This window comes from Nostoc spongiaeforme FACHB-130 (assembly GCF_014698475.1).
In the GTDB taxonomy this organism is placed as follows: domain Bacteria; phylum Cyanobacteriota; class Cyanobacteriia; order Cyanobacteriales; family Nostocaceae; genus Nostoc_B; species Nostoc_B spongiaeforme.
On the sequence record NZ_JACJTB010000058.1, the window covers coordinates 1 to 19348 of the forward strand.

11 protein-coding genes and 1 pseudogene are annotated in these 19348 nt (G+C 39.6%); 8 read left to right on the plus strand and 4 right to left on the minus strand.

The annotated features are described in order from the left end of the window. Window positions 1-292 precede the first annotated feature (292 nt). The 3 genes from cofG to H6G74_RS27405 all read left to right on the plus strand — a co-directional run bounded on the left by cofG (window position 293) and on the right by H6G74_RS27405 (window position 4285). A complete protein-coding gene (gene cofG, locus H6G74_RS27395; RefSeq protein ID WP_190970667.1) occupies window positions 293-1273 on the plus strand; it encodes a 7,8-didemethyl-8-hydroxy-5-deazariboflavin synthase subunit CofG in 981 nt (326 codons plus the stop codon). Window positions 1274-1405: 132 nt separating this feature from the next. Beyond that, window positions 1406-3142, plus strand: coding sequence for a GTPase HflX (hflX, locus tag H6G74_RS27400; RefSeq protein ID WP_190970705.1), 1737 nt, complete (start codon window positions 1406-1408; stop codon window positions 3140-3142). A gap of 252 nt (window positions 3143-3394) precedes the next feature. Next, on the plus strand, window positions 3395-4285 hold the full coding sequence (locus tag H6G74_RS27405; RefSeq protein WP_190970669.1) for a 2OG-Fe(II) oxygenase: 891 nt from the start codon (window positions 3395-3397) through the stop codon (window positions 4283-4285). Window positions 4286-4474: 189 nt separating this feature from the next. Here H6G74_RS27405 and H6G74_RS31405 read toward each other — a convergent pair. Then, window positions 4475-4712 (minus strand): annotated as a pseudogene (locus H6G74_RS31405) (IS4 family transposase); the annotation flags it as partial. Window positions 4713-5097: 385 nt separating this feature from the next. Here H6G74_RS31405 and H6G74_RS27410 point away from each other — a divergent pair. From H6G74_RS27410 to gshB, 3 genes are all read left to right on the plus strand, one after another. Further along, complete coding sequence (locus H6G74_RS27410; RefSeq protein WP_190970671.1) at window positions 5098-6783, plus strand: hypothetical protein; 1686 nt, start codon at window positions 5098-5100, stop codon at window positions 6781-6783. A 446-nt stretch (window positions 6784-7229) separates the two neighbouring features. Then, window positions 7230-7490 carry a glutaredoxin 3 gene (gene grxC, locus H6G74_RS27415; RefSeq protein ID WP_190970673.1) on the plus strand — a complete coding sequence of 87 codons (261 nt, stop codon included), beginning with the start codon at window positions 7230-7232 and terminating at the stop codon, window positions 7488-7490. Window positions 7491-7622: 132 nt separating this feature from the next. Next, window positions 7623-8597, plus strand: coding sequence for a glutathione synthase (gene gshB / locus H6G74_RS27420; RefSeq protein ID WP_190970675.1), 975 nt, complete (start codon window positions 7623-7625; stop codon window positions 8595-8597). Between the two features lie 71 nt (window positions 8598-8668). Here the strand turns inward: gshB and H6G74_RS27425 are convergent, their stop codons facing one another. The 3 genes from H6G74_RS27425 to H6G74_RS27440 form a co-directional block, all read right to left on the minus strand. Continuing rightward, the gene (locus tag H6G74_RS27425) at window positions 8669-8854 is read right to left on the minus strand and encodes a hypothetical protein (protein WP_190970677.1); all 186 of its coding nucleotides are present in this window, start codon (window positions 8852-8854) and stop codon (window positions 8669-8671) included. 133 nt (window positions 8855-8987) lie between these two features. Then, complete coding sequence (gene ftsZ, locus H6G74_RS27430) at window positions 8988-10274, minus strand: cell division protein FtsZ (protein WP_190970679.1); 1287 nt, start codon at window positions 10272-10274, stop codon at window positions 8988-8990. A gap of 884 nt (window positions 10275-11158) precedes the next feature. Beyond that, window positions 11159-12001 carry a cell division protein FtsQ/DivIB gene (locus H6G74_RS27440; protein WP_190970682.1) on the minus strand — a complete coding sequence of 281 codons (843 nt, stop codon included), beginning with the start codon at window positions 11999-12001 and terminating at the stop codon, window positions 11159-11161. An 850-nt stretch (window positions 12002-12851) separates the two neighbouring features. Between H6G74_RS27440 and H6G74_RS27445 the strand changes: the two genes are divergently transcribed. Together H6G74_RS27445 and H6G74_RS27450 are read left to right on the plus strand one after the other, a co-directional pair. Beyond that, a complete protein-coding gene (locus H6G74_RS27445) occupies window positions 12852-14183 on the plus strand; it encodes a P-loop NTPase fold protein (RefSeq protein ID WP_190970684.1) in 1332 nt (443 codons plus the stop codon). Between the two features lie 116 nt (window positions 14184-14299). Further along, window positions 14300-19324, plus strand: a complete 5025-nt coding sequence (locus tag H6G74_RS27450) for a WD40 domain-containing protein (protein WP_190970686.1) — start codon at window positions 14300-14302, stop codon at window positions 19322-19324. Window positions 19325-19348: the final 24 nt, after the last annotated feature.

Below are 19348 nucleotides of genomic sequence, written 5' to 3' on the forward strand. Positions count from 1 at the left end.
CCAGCCAATATATAGGCGGTTGTTGGTGCTGGTGATCCAGTTGCAGAACTGCTCCCATACGTTGGCGCTTTTGCGCTGTTGTAAGGTTGCTGTCATGTCTTTATGATTGCTTTGTTATGTATGTTTCAGGTGTTTTCACCTGTTGTTACATATCTTAAAGGTATCTATTGCGTTTTGTAAAGTAATCTGAGGAAAAATTTTTAACTTACCCTGTAGAAAGCTCTGATACCTAGTTACAGTCAGGGTTGTGCAGTAAATTAATACGTTTACAATTATTGAAAAACTTTATTTTATGGCCAACGCCAATTCTGCCATTGTCACCTACAGCCCAGCTTACACAATCGTTCCAACCTATGAGTGCTTCAATCGCTGTGCCTACTGTAACTTTCGTACCAACCCTGGCGAGAGTCCTTGGCTGACGCTATCCGCAGCAGAGGAAATCTTAAAACGACTTAAAAATGAGAAAGTCTGTGAAATTCTGATCCTGAGCGGTGAGGTACACCCTAATTCACCACAGCGTCAGTCCTGGTTTCAGCAAATTTATGATTTGTGTGCATTAGCATTGACGATGGGTTTTTTACCGCACACCAACGCCGGGCCGTTGAGTTTTGCAGAAATGCAACAGTTAAAAAATGTAAACGTTTCAATGGGTTTGATGTTGGAACAGTTAACACCAGCTTTGTTGAAGACTGTACATCGCCACGCACCCAGCAAAGTCCCAGAACTGAGACTGCAACAATTACAATGGGCGGGAGAATTGCAAATTCCCTTCACCACGGGTTTACTTTTAGGAATTGGCGAAACCACAGATGATTGGTGGAAAACTTTAGAAGCCATATCTCATATTCATCAAAGCTACCATCACATTCAAGAAGTGATTTTGCAACCCCACAGTCCGGGAAATCAGCAAACATTTGACGCACCACCATTTGACCCCCATCAATTACCAGCAGTTATTAGCAAAGCACGTCAAATTTTGCCGCCAGAAATTACAATTCAAATTCCGCCAAATTTAGTTAAAGATGAGCCGTGGTTACTGGCTTGTATTGAAGCAGGCGCGAGAGATTTAGGCGGGATAGGGCCGATAGATGAAGTGAATCCCGATTATCCACATATTCAGGAACAAGAGTTGAAAGAAATTTTACAACCTGCGGGGTGGGAGTTAGTACCACGTTTACCTGTTTATCCACAATTTGATAGCTGGTTATCGAAAGAATTGCAAATAACAGTTAGTCACTGGCGGAAGATTTTCACCTCAACTTTTGTTTTATAAGCATAAGTATGATGTAGCGATCGCTCCCACTCAGCCACGCACCTACCAAAAGACAGAGCTTGCACCCTAGCAACTGTTGTAAAATAGACAATAGACAGATTCGGAGGGCCAGTTAACTGGTCATAAACGCCTATAGAGACTATCTTCGGAAATCTCCAAGGTTTAAAGTCCAGCCAGCTGAAACAACTACAGCGGCTGTACCACCAGCGTATACCAGGCGATCGCATCACAACGCCTGAATTTTCTCAGCGTCTGGCTGCTATTAGCACAGAAATCAATCAACCCGTGTGTGCCTATCTCAACCGTCGCGGTCAAGTGATTCGTGTTGGGGTAGGCACACCGCGTCAGACGCAAATTCCACCGCTAGAACTGCCCCGTTACGGTGCAGAACGTCTGAGCGGTATTCGCTGTATTGCTACCCATCTCAAATCAGAACCACCCAATGAGGTGGCGCTGACTGCTATGGCAATGCAACGGTTAGACGCGCTGGTAATGTTGAATATCACTGGGACAGGATTTACCAAGCGTGGTGGTGGCGCTACAGGTTATGTCAAAGAAGCTTATTTAGCTCATTTAGTATCTGATACGAAACAACTAGTAGCAGTCCCAAACTCAGAACGCGGTACGCAAAACTCAGCAACTTACTCCAGCATTTCCCCAGCGATGAGCTTGGATATGCTGGCAGAACAGGACTTCATCGATTTGGTGGAAGGACTGGAAGCAGAATTCCGGCGGGAATTTGTTGCCCAGGAAGTAGATGCTGATCATGACCGCGTGTTGATTGTGGGAGTAATGACCGATGAATTAACTCTGCAACAATTCCACGACACCCTAGCTGAATTAGGACGGTTGGTAGATACTGCTGGCGGTGATGTACTACAGACAGTACAACAAAAGCGATCGCGCATTCATCCCCAAACAGTCATCGGTGAAGGTAAGGTGCAAGAAGTCGCCTTAACAGCCCAAACTCTCGGATGTAATCTCGTCGTCTTCGACCGCGACCTTTCACCAGCCCAAGTCCGCAACTTAGAAGCGCAAATTGGTATTCGGGTAGTTGACCGCACAGAAGTAATTTTAGATATCTTTGCTCAACGCGCTCAATCCCGCGCTGGTAAATTGCAAGTAGAACTAGCACAGCTAGAATATATGCTGCCGCGACTGACTGGAAGAGGTCAGGCAATGTCGCGGCTAGGTGGTGGTATTGGGACTCGCGGCCCTGGTGAAACCAAACTAGAAACAGAACGTCGGGCAATTCAACGGCGAATTTCTCGACTGCAACAAGAAGTCAACCAGTTGCAAGCCCATCGTTCACGCTTAAGGCAACGAAGACAACATCAAGAAGTTCCTTCAGTGGCTTTGGTTGGTTACACTAACGCAGGCAAATCGACCTTACTCAACGCCCTAACTAACGCGGAAGTTTATACTGCTGACCAGTTGTTTGCTACCCTTGATCCGACTACACGTCGCTTAGTCATTCCCCATGCAGACACCAATGAACCCCAAGAAATTCTGATTACAGATACTGTAGGGTTTATTCACGAATTACCTGCATCCTTGATGGATGCCTTTCGTGCAACTTTAGAAGAAGTCACAGAAGCGGATGCGTTATTACATTTAGTGGATTTGTCTCATCCTGCTTGGTTAAGTCACATTCGTTCAGTGCGAGAAATCCTCGCCGCTATGCCTGTGACTCCTGGCCCAGCCTTGGTCGCCTTTAACAAAATTGATCAAGTAGACAGCGAGACATTAGCCTTAGCTAGAGAAGAATTTCCCCTAGCTGTGTTCATTTCGGCAAGCGAACGTTTAGGTTTAGAAACCTTGCGTTTACGTCTTAGCCAATTGATTGCATACGCTGTTGACTCTCGGTAAATACCGAAAATTAAATTTTGAATATATGACATCAGTGCCGTAGTTAGGGAAACTACGGCTTTAATTTTTTTCTATGGCTATTACTGTGGTATTTCCTGAATGACAGGATGCTCAATGACGTGCTAGAACCAATAATTAATAGATATTTTGATTTTGGTACTTGATATAGAAAGCAACTCAAGTTCTAGGAAGACTTATATTAATTTTCCTGCTACCAATTTTTTTGCGCTCCTATCCCTAGCACAATTATTTATGTCAACAAATTCCCAGCAAGTAGAACCAACAAAAGTCAAAGTTCAGCTTCTCTTAACAGGAGGACATCAGTATACAGTTTATCTCAATCCAGATGACCCCGTATTGCATAGCCTGTTAACTACTGTTGTTGCTCGTGCTTATAAACAAGAAGCAGCCAGTCAAGGTTTATTTCAAGTGCCTGTTAATGAAGGGCATTCAGCTTTATGCTTTGCTAGTGATCATCTTGTTGGGTTAATCACCGAACCACCTCTTTGGATACAGCAACCTGAAAATGTCCCACCTGTAGCCAATGATATTTTGAATTCTACTTATGTACAAATAGATAATTTTTTCTCACCTAGTGAGCATGAAAGACTGATTAAGTACGTACTAGCTAACAAGTCAAAGTTTGTTTCTACTAGTACTTCGACCAATGATAAAAATTATCGCCGCTCAATGGTTCTGTATTCATTTCCAGAGTTTTCTGAACTAATTGTCAATAAAGTTCAGCAGATTATGCCTGATGTGATGAGCAAATTGGGAATGACACCCTTCACAGTAGGGCAGATTGAAAGCCAACTCACTGCACATAATGATGGCAATTATTACAAAATTCATAACGATAATGGTAGTTCGGATACTGCTACCAGAGAACTAACGTATGTTTATTACTTCAATAAAGAAGCTAAGCGGTTTTCTGGAGGAGAATTATTAATATATGACAGTAAAGTAGAAAATAACTTTTATGTCAAAGCAGAATCCTTTAAAACTATAGAACCACGCAATAACAGTATTGTATTTTTCTTCAGTCGATATATGCACGAAGTTCTGCCAGTGAAGTGTCCATCTAAGGCATTTCCCGATAGTCGCTTTACAATCAACGGCTGGGTACGTCGAGCAGCATCTTAGGGGAAATTCTGTATTTATATGGACAGGAGCATAATCAGATGAGCCAATTTTTATTAATTCAGTTGATTTTTGAAATTATAATTTCCAATTTTTTTAATCTGGAGAACAAAGTATTTCTTTTTCTGGACTAATTTTTGAATAAATTTTAATCCAACAAGTTAAATCATTTAATTTTTGATAAATTTTTTAAATTACTTTTAAATTCCGATATAGATTAGCTTTGAATAAAGTCGAGATATCTACCGAAATTTTGTATTTTCATATTATTCGGTTTTTTAAATAAATATTTCATACTTGTTAAGCCGCTATCCAGTACATAAGATAGCCAACATTCAAATAACAGACTATTGTTCAAAATTGGATAATCATTTTTTGCCAATTTTCTCAGGATACTTTTGACAATACTGGTAAACGATTTTATAATCATTCTCAACCAGATACATTTTCATTATTTGCCCAGAAAATACAGAAAATACTAGATTTTTGGCTATTTTTTATAAAATTTTGATTAACATTAAACATCCTTAAAATTTGAACAACTATCAAATAATTCCGTATTTATTCTATAGACATTATAATAAATAAAAAATATGGAAAAATGAATAAAATGCAGGCGTGGTTTTATTCATTTTCTGTCATCAGCAATTATCTGGATTTATAAATAAATTCACTAAATAAATATGTAGGGAGAATTATTATTAAAACATAGATAAAAACGCTTATTTTAAATTGACAACTATTTATTGTGATGCCTACAGTATGACAGAAACTGTGAATTTTTTTGACATTACTAGTGAAGGTTGCAATGAATAATGAATAGAAAATGTTCTTCTTTCGTCAGCTATTCTGTCCTGGCTGCTGGCGTTACATGTACATCATGGTTAATAGCTAACCCAGCACAAGCTGTTACATTCAAATTTGATAACATTACTCATAACAGTGTTGCAAATGAGACTGCTGGTGAGTCACAGTTGTTTTTAGATGTCACCAACGCTAGTGGCAATGATACTGGTACTGCACTCTCTGCTTCTCAGGTTTTGTTTAAGTTTAGTAATCCAGTGGGAGGAGCCGCATCTTCGATTACTCAAATTTACTTTGATTACTCGAATACTTGGACAGACCTTTTTAAAGGTTTAGCAACTACTAATGGAATTACTAGTAGTGGTTCTGGTGTCAAGTTTGAGCAAAGTACTGGTAACCTCAATCTTCCAGGAGGAAATAATGTTAACTTTTCGGCTGATTTTGGTGTAGAAGCTAAATCTCAAGGAGGTGTAGCAAAGAATGGTGTAGATCCAGGTGAGTATGTCAGTGTCCTATTTGATTTGAAATCAGGTAAAACGCTGCAAGATGTTTTGAACAGCATGAACAATGGTTCCTTACGTGCTGGTTTCCACGTTCAAGCTTTTGCTAATGGTGGTAGTGAAGCTTTTGTGAATCTACCTAGTACAACAGGTACTGGTACAACAGGCACTGGTACAACAGGCACTGGTACAACAAGTACTGGTACAACAGGTACTGGTACAACAGGTACTGGTACAACAAGTACTGGCACAACAAGTACTGGCACAACAAGTACTGGTACAACAGGTACTGGTACAACAAGTACTGGCACAACAAGTACTGGCACAACAAGTACTGGTACAACAGGTACTGGTACAACAAGTACTGGTACAACAAGTACTGGCACAACAAGTACTGGTACAACAAGTACTGGTACAACAAGTACTGGTACAACAGGTACTGGCACAACAAGTACTGGTACAACAAGTACTGGTACAACAGGCACTGGCACAACAGGTACTGGTACTAGTAGTAGTTCATCACCAACTTCTGTACCAACTTCCTTAGTCTTTAATTTAGATTGTGTTATTTCTGGAACAGTAGGTAATAATAGTTACTCTGGAGGTAGTAATTGCGCTAATGCTGGTACTTCTTTTGGAACAATTACTCTAAAAGAAAATGCTAGTGATTCTAAGAAAGTAGATGTATTCGTGGATTTAGCTGGAAACAATGTCCATAAACTGCTGGACATTAACTTGAATTTCAATGACAGCCTCTTTCCAGTTGCAGGACAGAATTGGAATGTCACGGCAGGTTCTGGATATGATGTTAAGAGCTTTACCAGCAGTGAAAATAACATCAAGCCAGGTGGATACCAAGGAAAGCTAGACTTCCAGATTAGTCCAAAAGCTACTGGCCCAAGCAATGATGGTTATACTGCTACAATCTCACTGGGTAGTTTTGATTTAGATATCAAAAACTTTGATTTCAAAGATACTCTCAATAACATATTTGCAGCAGTTCACATTGGTAATTACGGTAATAACCCTGGAGTTTCTGGTGGTAATTCTATTTGGGTAGGATCAAGTTCTTATTATAAGCCTTCCACCTCTACGCCACCAAAAAAAGTTCCTGAGCCTAGCGGGACTTTAGCTCTTGGCTTATTTGCCATAGTTGGCTTGAAATCCATGAAGAAACATAAAAAGCATCTTTCCTAGAGTCAAATACTCGGTTGCATCTTTACTAGATTTATCTTAAACATAGGCTGAAAAGTGTATTAGCGTTTTTCAGCTATTTTATATAATTATTTAGTCTAAAAAATAGAAACAACTATCTAACTCAATAGATATATATAGGAATATAGAAATAACTCATATTTGATTTTTGAAAAAAGGCAAGTATTTGGTAGCTCAGGATTAAGTACTATATTCTAGGTTGATTGATGATTTTACTGAAAATACCCACTCTACCTATAGGTCTGGGCTGGCTAAATTAAGGATGCTCTCGTAGCATTAAAAAAGCTATAAAGTTACAATATATTGATTAAGCTTGATAATATCAGCAGATTTATCAGTTGCTGATGATGCTCAAATACAAAATGAGTGTTATACAGCCAACTTTAAGAGCATAAAACGGAAAATTATTAAATTTCAATGAGGACATTATGGCTGCTAAGGTAGAAATTTACACTTGGAGGACTTGCCCATTTTGCATCCGTGCCAAAAGTTTGCTAACTAGTAAGGGTGTTGACTTTATCGAATACAGTATTGATGGTGACGAAGACGCAAGGGATAAAATGGCTCAAAGAGCAAATGGCAAACGTTCTTTACCACAAATTTTTATTAACGATCGCCATGTAGGTGGTTGTGATGATATTCACGCTTTAGACCGTCAAGGCAAGCTAAATGAGCTACTAGCTAGTTAGAGGTAATTTATAAAACAAGCAAGTGTTGGAATTACGCTATTTTCTGCTACCAAGGTTTGTGAGTTAGTTAAATCATCAGGAGTTAATCTAAATTGAAGAACTTAGAATTTCCTGGCGATTGAGGCAAATAGCGTGAAACTGGCTTTTATTATTGATCCCATCCATCTGCTTGACCCTTGTCATGATACCAGTGTTGCTCTGATGGAAGCAGCACAAATTTTAGGACATGAAGTCTGGATAACTCAGGCAAACTGGCTGAGTGTAGTAGAAGGTAAAGCTTGGGCAATTCTGCAACGGGTGGAACTAGTACCAATAGATTTGGTAGAAGGACGTTGGGTTGCGGCTAATCCTTGGTATCGCTTGCAAGAACGCTCCTTGATTTCCTTAGAAACAATGGATGCCGTATTTATGCGGACAGATCCACCAGTTAATGACTCTTACCTCTTTGCTACTTACATTCTTGATTATGTTGACCAAACTAAAACTTTGGTGATTAACAACCCCGATGGGATTAGGAGGGCAAACGAAAAAATGTATGCCCTCCAATTTAGGGAAGTGATTCCAGAAACCATTGTCAGTGCGGATAAGCAGTTGATTCGGCAATTTGTCGAAACCAAAGGAGCAACGGTTCTCAAACCACTGGGTAACAAAGCAGGGGAAGGGATTTTATTTTTACAAGCAGGCGATCGCAACTTTAACTCCATTGTGGAACTCAGCACTTATCAAGGCAAGTTACCAGTGATGGTGCAGACTTATCTCCCAGAAGCTAAGGATGGAGATAAGCGCATCATCTTACTGCATGGTGAACCGATTGGTGCTTTAAATCGGCTTTCTAGTGGTAGTGATTTTCGCAACAATATGGCTGCTGGTGGTACGGTTGCGGAAACAGAAATTACCCCCAGAGAACATGAAATTTGTACTCGATTAGCTGATAAATTACGTCAAGATGGGTTAATTTTTGTCGGGATTGATGTAATTGGTGGCTACCTCACAGAAGTCAACGTCACCAGCCCTACAGGAGTGCGGGAAATTGACAGACTGAGTGGTACTCGCTTAGGCCATCAGGTAATTCAATGGGTGGAACAGCGTTTACAAGCTAAAAAATAAAATAATTGCAATTCTTTTGAATATTTCCCGGTCAGCCTTGGTGATCTACTGTTAGGTCACTCTAGAATCAATCAAATAATTTGAGCGATCGCACCTGTCAAGTAAGGCTGAGAGCTTTTGAGACAGGTGCTAATTACCTGAAAATTAATCGTTAATCTACTCAAAATTTTTTCTAAATACAAAACTAGGACATCAAAGCCAACAGACTTTTGCCCAAATAAATTTATTCTGTAAATAGTGTGGACGATTGTTTTCACCAATTTGCCAAATCAAAGATAGCAACAGAATAATTTCTGTTCCTGATGCAATTTAGGCATTCACAAATTTTATACAGTACTCAGTGCCATCTGAGACTGCAAACTTGATCTCATATCTCGAAGCCAAGATACCTCAATTGCGTGGTGGGGTGCGCCGTCTTTGCAGAAACTCAGGAATGTCTAAACCTGATTTTTCTTTCGGTTCCGCAACTGGTGTTGATGGATTAGCTGTTGGTGATTGCGTGGTTGATTTTTTGGGCGGCGGTGCAACGCGGGAGTTGCTGGCGTTTTGTGGTGGTGCTGCTTGGCCTTCACCAGTGAACCCTGTCGCAATCACGGTAATTCGGACTTCGCCTTGTAAACGGTCATCAATTACTGCTCCAAAAATAATATTGGCGTTGGGATCAACTACCTCATAAATTGTTTCTGCGGCTGCGTTCACTTCATGTAAGGTTAAGTCACTGCCACCAGTGATGTTAAAGACTACTCCTCTAGCACCTTCAATGGAAGATTCTAGCAAAGGAGAAGAAATTGCGGCGATCGCAGCTTCCCTAGCACGTGATTTTCCTGAACTAATTCCAATTCCCATCAGTGCTGATCCCGCATCGGCCATTACAGCTCGCACATCTGCAAAGTCAACGTTGACTAACCCAGGGATGGTAATAATATCAGAGATCCCTTGTACCCCTTGACGCAACACATCATCGGCATAGCGAAAGGCTTCTTGTACAGGTGTCTGTTCGGGAATTACTTCTAATAATTTATTGTTGGGGATGATAATCAGTGTATCTACCCGACTTTTCAATCCTTCAATACCTTGTTCGGCTTGGCTTGTGCGGCGGCGACCTTCAAACACAAATGGCCGTGTGACCACACCAACTGTCAAAGCACCCATTTCTTTGGCTACTTCTGCCACAATTGGCGCAGCACCTGTTCCGGTTCCACCACCCATTCCAGCCGTGATGAATACTAAATCAGCACCCTCTAAAGCTGTGGCAATTTCATCGCGTGATTCTTCCGCAGCTTTTTGACCGATGGCTGGATTTCCCCCAGCACCCAAACCTCTGGTTAACTTCTGACCAATTTGCAAGCGACTGGGCGCTCCAGCTAAAGTCAAAGCTTGAGCATCAGTATTAATTGACCAAAACTCCACACCACTCACATCAGACTCAATCATCCGGTTAACGGCATTACCACCACCACCACCAACGCCAATGACTTTGATGTTGGCGACTCTACCGGGAACAATCTCGCCAATGCGACTATTTTCTAAAGATATTTTTTTACTGTCTGAGCCTTGAGCAAAGTTCAGCCCAGAATGATTAAAGGGATTATTTGAGTTTACTGCCAGTGAAAATCCTGGCTGTCCCACAGATTGGGAGTTTTTATAGGTAAGCCCTTGGTTATTATCAAGCGTCATTGGATTTGTGAAAGGTAGATAAACGACTTTTCCGGGTGCTACTCACCGCAGAATCAACTATAGTTTGACACTGCCAAAATCTATAGGTACTGCTCTTGTATTTTGATCATGATTGACAACCTTAACAAGCTTGTCAATCTGCTAGTTCGCTATGAAAGCCAGCGATCGCACAACTAATTCTAGAGAAGTATACCTACATTTACCTAAAGTTGATCTGTCTAAATTCAACAAGCTATTAATAGCTTTCCTACTATGTTGCCGATTTGGCACAGTATACATTTTGCATACTGAACGCCCTCCCATGATTTTTGTTGACGATTTAAGTTGGTCATTAATTTTACAACTACCTGTAATGTTTTTTTGTGCGTTAAATTTCGCTTCTCTTGAGTTTAATGAGTAAATTTTATGATTTCTTAATATCAAATATTACTCAAAACTATGATTACTTTTACTTCTATCATATGTAGTCTTGACTAGTTTTACGTTGTCAAATACAAGCTCAATGAGCTTATAAAGCACACTCAGCTTATATAATTGTGCAAATAACATAATTGCAAAAAACACAAGGTATCGTGTCTTATCTGCTTTAATAATATAGTTGATAGATTTCACCATTGGCGATAATTACAACCTAAAATCTGAAATTTATCTTATATCTACCTATCACTAGATTTGACAGCACCAGGGAACTTTAGACGGATAGCGACAAAGGAGACTTGCGAATTAAGCCTCCTGTCACACCGCATTAAAAGTTCATCCTAATATTTTGAGTGTGTTGTCAAAAAATTCAAAATTATCAATAAACTTATATATTTATCTATTAGCATCAAATTTCTTGATTTACTGAGAGGGATTGATACACAAAAGTTAATATATATGATTTGTTAGGGAGTTTGAGAGTCAACCTTTGGGCTTTTTTGGATCATATGTACTATGGGAGAATCAGGATTTTTGAGATCAATATACTCTATTTGACTAGGATTAATTTTGGCTGGTAAATTTCGCAGTTGCGACAGTATCTTGATTTGTTTTGGCAATAGAGAACTAGGAGTACCCAAATGTACATTGCCAATTTCAGTTTTCAGGATTAAATTTGCCAAATCTTGAAAATTAACTTCCATAATTTTCACGGAACTTTGATTTAGCAAAGGATACAGTTGACTCCAAGATTTTTGGTACTGTTCTGGTGTGCCAATCACTTTCAGGCTGGGCAACTTCAACTTAGGATTCACCAATGTATATTTTTCTAACGGTATCCAAACACCACTAGCATCTAGTAACCCAGTTGATGACTGTTTGTTTTTCGGTTGATTATTTGGTGTAAGTCTTTGCGCTACGGCTACAGGTACTCGTTCTTGGATTTCGATGATTAATCCAGGTGGAAATAGACTACGAGTCACAGTAGCTTGAGCAATAGTTGATTGTTTTTTCAAGGACTCTGCGATCGCCACAGGTTCAACTTTCCATAAAGATTGCGGATACGATAGCTTTAACATTGACTTAATCGCTGTTTTTGGGAGGACTTGATTCCTAGTTTTGATCACAATTTGTTTGGGATCACGAAGTACCCATACAGGTTGCAGTGCTACCCAAAGTAAACCACCAGCTAAACCACTAATAGCCAAAGTCCGCCAAATAGCTTGAATAACTTTCATTTGTCGCTGGCGACGTAGTTTCTTGCGGCGCTGGGACAAATCTGTTTGAGAAACGGATACAATACCTGCCATTCTCACCTCTTATTGATTACATTCTCAATTTTTGGCTAAATTTATCAACCCCTTGAGCATAGGGATTAGCTATGAGAAATTTTGCCTATTCTATTTTGCAGTGCGGAGTTGCCGTTGAGTTAAATTGATTTTGGTGAATTACCGTCACTGCGATCGCCCTAAACTTGGCTAGAGAATAAATATTGACAAAAATATTATTCTATGTGTGCAAAATATATAACTGCCTTACAGTAGTTATGCTGTTATGTGATGTAGATCGCACTCAGTGTCAAAAAATCTAGTTAATTTTATAGACACAGATGTTTTGTAGCAAAAGCAATCTTGTGATCTAAAATTTAACTCAACCAACACAACACAATCTTGAGTCCGACATTATAGCAATCTTATTTAATTTGTAAACATTGCCCATCAGTAAAAAGAAGAGCGATCTGGATTCTGCTCCACATTTAGCAGAAAAAATGTCACAAGTAGTTATCTATAGGGCAGAATCCAAGCAATCTAAGCATAATCACGTATTTACATAGTAAAATAATCACTTGTAAATTTTTGCTATCTGGTAAATTTATTGACTGCCTACATAACCAGATATCAGTTTATATTTAGTGAAATAGAAGCTTAAAGATTATCAAAAGCTATACATAATACAAATAAAGACGGATATACTGTAAGTATCAGGGACAATAGTAGCTCTAGTATCGTCTGATAGTTACTGGTAGCAAAAAATTACAAACTGCTACCCACTACAATTCACAAACCAAAAGTGAGTTAACACAATAACTATCATTCACTAAAGATACTTTGTATATAAATAGACAAACAACACCGTATCTCCAACTGCATCTACATTTAAATGATCAATACAGAGTATTTGTCACGCTTTTATAAAGCATGTAACCCCAGCTATACGCTCAATATGAGCGTTCGCAGTGATCAGCAGTACTATATAGATTTCGCTGATGTCCGTGGCTGCAAGATTGTGGAAGAATTGCAACGGACTATCAGCCGTATTTCTCCTGATGAACCTACCTGTCAGTTATTTACTGGTCATATTGGTTGTGGCAAGTCTACCGAATTACAACGCCTCAAAGCCGAACTAGAAGCGGTGGGATTTCATGTAGTTTACTTTGAGTCTAGTCAAGACCTAGATATGGCTGATATTGATGTCAGCGACATTTTACTGAGTGTAGCTCGTCAAGTCAGTGCTAGTTTAGAAGCAATTAAAATCAAAGTCCAACCACACTATTTCATCAACCTCTTCAAAGAAATTGGAGATTTTTTGCAAAGCCCCATAGAACTTTCTGGAGAAGCCGAATTATCTCTGGGGATTGCCAAAATTACCGCTAAAACCAAAGATAGCGCCCAAGCCCGAAATCAACTCCGGCAATATTTAGAACCACGTACTAACAGCATTTTGCAAGCAATTAACGAAGAGGTTCTAGAAAAAGCCGTTGAACAACTGAAAATCCGTGGTCAAAAAGGTCTAGTTGTCATTGTCGATAATTTAGATCGAGTCGATATGCGTCCCTTAGCATCTGGGCGGACACAACCAGAATATCTCTTTATCGACCGGGGTGAACAATTACGCCGACTCAAATGTCACGTCGTCTACACTATTCCCCTAGCGTTAATTTTTTCTAATGAGTATGAAACACTCAAAAACCGCTTGGGTGGAGGTATTTCACCAAAAGTTTTACCAATGGTGAGAGTTAAGCAAAGAGATGGTAGTGATTATGAACCGGGGATGTTGCTACTGCGTCAGTTAGTCTTAGCTAGAGCATTTCCAGAAGTTTCTTATAATGAAAGACTTTCATTAATCACAGAATTATTTGAACAGCCTGAAACCCTCGATCGTTTATGTCGGGTAAGTGGCGGACACATCCGTAACTTATTAGGCTTACTTTATAGCTGTTTGCAACGACAAGACCCGCCTTTTTCGGCACAATGTTTAGAAGCCGTCATTAAAGATTACCGCGATGATTTGCTATTAGCCATTGATGAATATCAGTGGGAACTATTGTTTGAAGTAGTACAACAGCAAAGCGTCAAAGGGGAGTCTGAATATCAAAGTTTGCTGCGAAGTATGTATTTATTTGAATACCGCGATCCGGTGGGTCGTTGGTTTGGGATTAGCCCAGCATTAGCAGAAACCGAAAAAGTCCTGGCTTGGCAGCAAACAAAGTAATAGGACTAAGCAAGCAAATAATTATGAGTATCAGTCATTAGTCTATGTGAATTTGACTAATGACTAATTTATAATGGGCAATTTCTTCTGTTGAGGCTGAATTCCAGTTTTGAAATATGACAAAATCCCCATTCACAGTAGAAAGCGTTAATCATAATAGGCATTCTCTACAAAGATTAGTTCGCTCAATCAAACTTTCTAAAGGGCAATTTGCTCTGATTCTAGTGCGATGTAATTACAGCCATTTAAGAGAGAAAATGCTAGAAAGCATTCGCTTTCTGACAAAAGATATCAATTTAAAAGAAATTTATTTACAACCCGAAACTAAAGCTTTACATACAACAATTATCACCAAATTGTCTCTAGATAATCCTGCTGTCATTACTGATTCTTTACCATCAGCAGTCATGGTTTTTGGTCTAGAATCAATTCTGGCGCTGGAAGATTTATTAACAAGTCTGAATCAAGCTAGAGATATTTATACAGCAGCTTTTCCTTTTCCTGTAGTGTTGTGGCTACAAGATGAAGTAGCAACAATGCTAACAAAACTCGCACCTGATTTTAAAAGTTGGGCTGCCACCACTATTAAGTTTGAATTAGCCAAGGAAGATTTAATTGCCTTAATCCGTCAAGAGACAGAATCATTATTTGCTAAATTTTTAGAATTAGGTGCAGAAAAATTTCTGTCTAATGCTGATTTGAATTTAGCACCAAAATCACAACATCGTCATGAAATTGATGCAGCCAGAAATGATTTATTACGTCTATATAATGTGCAGTTAGAGCCTGGTTTAGAAGCTAGTTTAGAATTTGTCTTAGGTAGAGATAAGTATGCTAATGACCAAATTAATAGCGCATTAGGGCATTATCAAAGAAGCTTAAGTTTGTGGCAAAGAGATGGAATGAGAGAGAATGAAGCTGTTCCAAAAATAGAGGGTGTTGATGAAAAGAATGAATGTAATTCTGCTTATCGCATTCGGCAAGCAATAGTTTTATTTCATCTTGGTCTGTGTTATCGCCGCATGGCTGATTTATATCAAATTACGAATAGTAACTATTGTCAACATGCTCTTTCCTGGTTTCAGAAATGTTTAGATTTATTAGAAAAATTACAAAGACAAGACTTAGTAGCAAAATTTATTATCCCTGCTTGTGAAATGCTACAACGTCTCAAATATTGGGATGAATTAGAAGTATTAGCCCAAAAAGCCTTACGTCTGCATGAAACCTATGGTAATACCGCTAAAGTTGCCCAAAGTTATGGTTTTTTAACAGAGGTAGCAGCATCGCGCCATAATTGGGTAATGGCTCATGAATTAGCTAATACAGCACTTTCAATTGCAGAATTAGCTACAGAAGTTTCTCGTCAGCAAGAAAGTTGGTATCTTTTATTATTAGCTCGGACGCAGAGACATTTAGGGCAGTGGGAAGAAGCAATTAGTCATTTAGAATGGGCAAGGGTTGTTTGTGAATTACAGTATGAACCATCGCTGTATTTAGAAATTTTAGAGGAATTGCGATCGCTATACTTTTTTGAGCGTCATGATTATGCAGAAGCCTTCAATCTCAAGCAAGAAAAAATTCACATAGAACATCAATATGGCTTTCGTGTATTTATTGGTGCAAGTCAGTTACAGCCCAAACGTTATCGAATTAACCCGGTTTTAGATACCCAAACAATTCCCTTTATTCCTGAAGATATCGCTCAAGAAATTGCGGCTTCAGGAAGACTGCAAGATGTTAATCGGTTAATTGAAAGAATTACCCGTGCTGACCATAAATTGACCATTATACATGGACAGTCAGGAGTTGGTAAAAGTTCAACAATTAAAGCAGGTTTAGTTCCCGCTTTAAAGGCAAGAGTGATTGGTGAAAGAATTCCTTTACCTATTGTTTTATCAGGATACACAGATTGGGTAACAGCTTTAGGACGAAGTATCAATCAGGCCTTAGCACAATCAGAATTAGCAATTGCCGTGGAATTCAACTCGAATATCTTACTAGAAAAGTTACGTCTAGCAACTGAATGTAATCATATTACTGTGATTATTTTTGACCAGTTTGAAGAATTTTTCTTTACTAGTAACACCTGCCAAAGATTAGAATTTTATAAATTTTTTAGTGCCTGTTTAAATATTCCCTATGTAAAAATGATTATTTCTTTACGCGAAGATTATTTACATTATTTATTAGAATTTGAGCGTTTGAGCAAAGATAACACTGATAATATATATGATTTAGGTGTAATTAATAAAAATATTTTAGATAAAGATATTCGGTACTTTTTAGGTAAATTTTCTATAGAAAATACGACAGGTATTATTTATAATTTCATCAAACGATCCCACTATGAAATGAGTGATGAATTAATTCATCAACTAGTCCAAGATTTAGCCGGGGAAGCCAAGGAAGTCAATCCAATTGAACTGCAAATTGTGGGAGTGCAGTTACAAGCAGAAAATATTACTACACTAGAACAATACAAAATTTGTGGTGGTTCGGCGAAGTTAGTAGAGCGGTGGCTAGAGGAAGTAATTAAAGATTGTGGTCAAGAAAATGAAGAGTTGAGTTGGCAATTATTATTTGAACTCACTGATGAAAAAGGTTTTCGTCCTCTCAAGACCAAATCTGATTTAGCCATTGCTTTAGGCTCACATATTTATCCCACATCAGGAACCCCATCAAATTGGGAATTAATTCTGGAAATTTTGGTAGGTTCAGGATTGATATTGCGCTTGCGTGAAGAGTTGGGCGATCGCTATCAATTAGTCCATGATTATTTAGTCGAACCAATTCGCCAACGCAATAGCTACGGCATAGTTGCGGAACTGGAAAAAGTCAAATCTGAAAAAAAACGCGCCGAAGTCGCCCAAAAACTTTCCCAAGAACATCTGAATTTGATTTTGCAACGGCGGTTGCGGGAAGCACGCATAGCAGGTGTGATTTTGGCAGTCATGGGTGGAACTATTGCAGCTTTATGGTGGCAAGCTGACTTGCAAAAACGCGCCGCCATTCGTCAAACAATTCGGGCAGAACGTAGTGAAACTAATTTAAAAATTAGCGCGATCGCAGCCACAAGTGAAGCTTTATTCGCCTCCAATAAAGAATTTGATGCCCTCCTAGAAGGGTTACGCGCCTGGAGAAAGCTAAAACAAGCCAACGAAGTACTACCAGAAACTCGAATGCGTGTAGTAACTGCTTTACAACAGGCAGTTTATGGCGTTTCTGAATTAAATCGTTTGGAAGGACACACTGATATTGTTTGGGGTGTCGCCTTTAGTTCTGATGGTAAATTTTTGGCATCGGGTAGTCGGGATCAAACTGTGAAACTTTGGCGACCCGATGGCACTTTATTACAAACCCTCAAAGGGCATACTGAGTCAGTTACCAGTGTGAGTTTTAGTCCAGATGGGCAAAGTCTGGCATCTTCCAGCCTTGATAAAACCGTGCAAATCTGGCAGAAAAACCCCGTAACTGGCGAATTTGACTTACAACCAGCCAAAATCCTAATAGACCGCGATTGGGTTTATTGCGTAACTTACAGCCCTGATGGCGAGTTATTAGCCACAGGTAATCGAGATGCTACAGTCAAACTCTGGCGCAAGGACGGTACCTTAGTTAAAGTCCTCAAAGGGCATCAAGGCTGGGTGAATTGGGTCAGCTTTAGTCCTGATGGTCAATTAATTGCCTCTGCGAGTGATGATCGCACTGTCAAAATTTGGCGGCGTGATGGCACACTCGTAAAAACACTGTCTGGGCATCAAAATGGTGTAACTGTTGTGGCTTTCAGCCCAGATGGGCAAATGATTGCATCAGCAGGTAGAGACAAAATCATTAAATTGTGGCAGCGCCAGCAAAATAGCAACAATAACTTTGACTTTCAAGCTTATAAAAATTTAGAACAGCACACCAGTACAATTTGGAGCTTGAGCTTCAGCATTGATGGACAAAAGTTAGCATCAGGAAGTGATGACAATACGGTTAATCTGTGGAGTAGTACTGGTGCATTAATTAAAACCTTTAAAGGTCATAGTGATGCGGTAGCCAGTGTAGCTTTTAGCCCAGATAACAAAATCTTGGCATCAGGAAGCTATGACAAAAGTGTTAAACTCTGGAGTCTAGATGCACCATCATTACCAATTTTGCGGGGGCATCAAGATCGAGTTTTGAGTGTAGCTTGGAGTCCTGATGGGCAGATGTTGGCTTCTGGGAGCCGCGATCGCACCGTCAAACTCTGGCAAAAAGAAATTATCAATGGCGAAGCCACCACCAGACTTTACAAAACCTTAGTCGGGCATACAGAGAAAGTTCCCAGTGTAAGTTTTGATCCCTTCGGTGAATTAATCGCATCCGGTAGTTATGACAAAACAGTTAAACTCTGGCGGCGTGACGGCACTTTACTCAAAACCTTACAAGGACATACAGATAGCGTCATGGGTGTGAGTTTTAGCCCTGATGGCCAGTTATTAGCATCAGCCAGTAAAGATAAAACAATTAAACTTTGGAGTCGTGATGGTCAATTAATCACAACCTTAGTCGGACACCAAGGTTGGGTCAACGCCGTTAACTTTAGTCCTGATAGCCAGTTGTTGGCCTCCGCTAGTGATGACCAAACCGTCAAACTCTGGCGGCGTGATGGCACCTTGATCAAAACATTTTCACCCCATGACAGTTGGGTATTGGGTGTCAGTTTCAGCCCTACTGACCAATTAATCGCTTCTGCTAGTTGGGATAACACCGTGAGATTATGGCGACGCGATGGCACTTTGTTAAAAACACTGTTAAAGGGCTACAGCGATAGTGTAAATTCCGTGACATTCAGTCCGAATGGTGAATTATTGGCTGCTGCTAGTTGGGATAGTACAGTTAAATTGTGGAGTCGTGATGGCAAGCTAATTAAAACCTTGAATGGTCATCGCGCTCCAGTTTTGAGTGTGAGTTTTAGCCCCGATGGCCAGACATTAGCATCAGCAAGCGATGATAACACAATTATTTTGTGGAACTTACATTTGGAAGACTTACTGCTGCGTGGTTGTAACTGGGCCGAGAATTACCTCAACCACAACTACAATGTCGAGGGGGGCGATCGCTTGTTGTGTGATGGGATTAATCGCAGTCAGTCAAAATTTCCCTTGAGGTAAGTCAGTGCGATCGCGCCTCAAGCT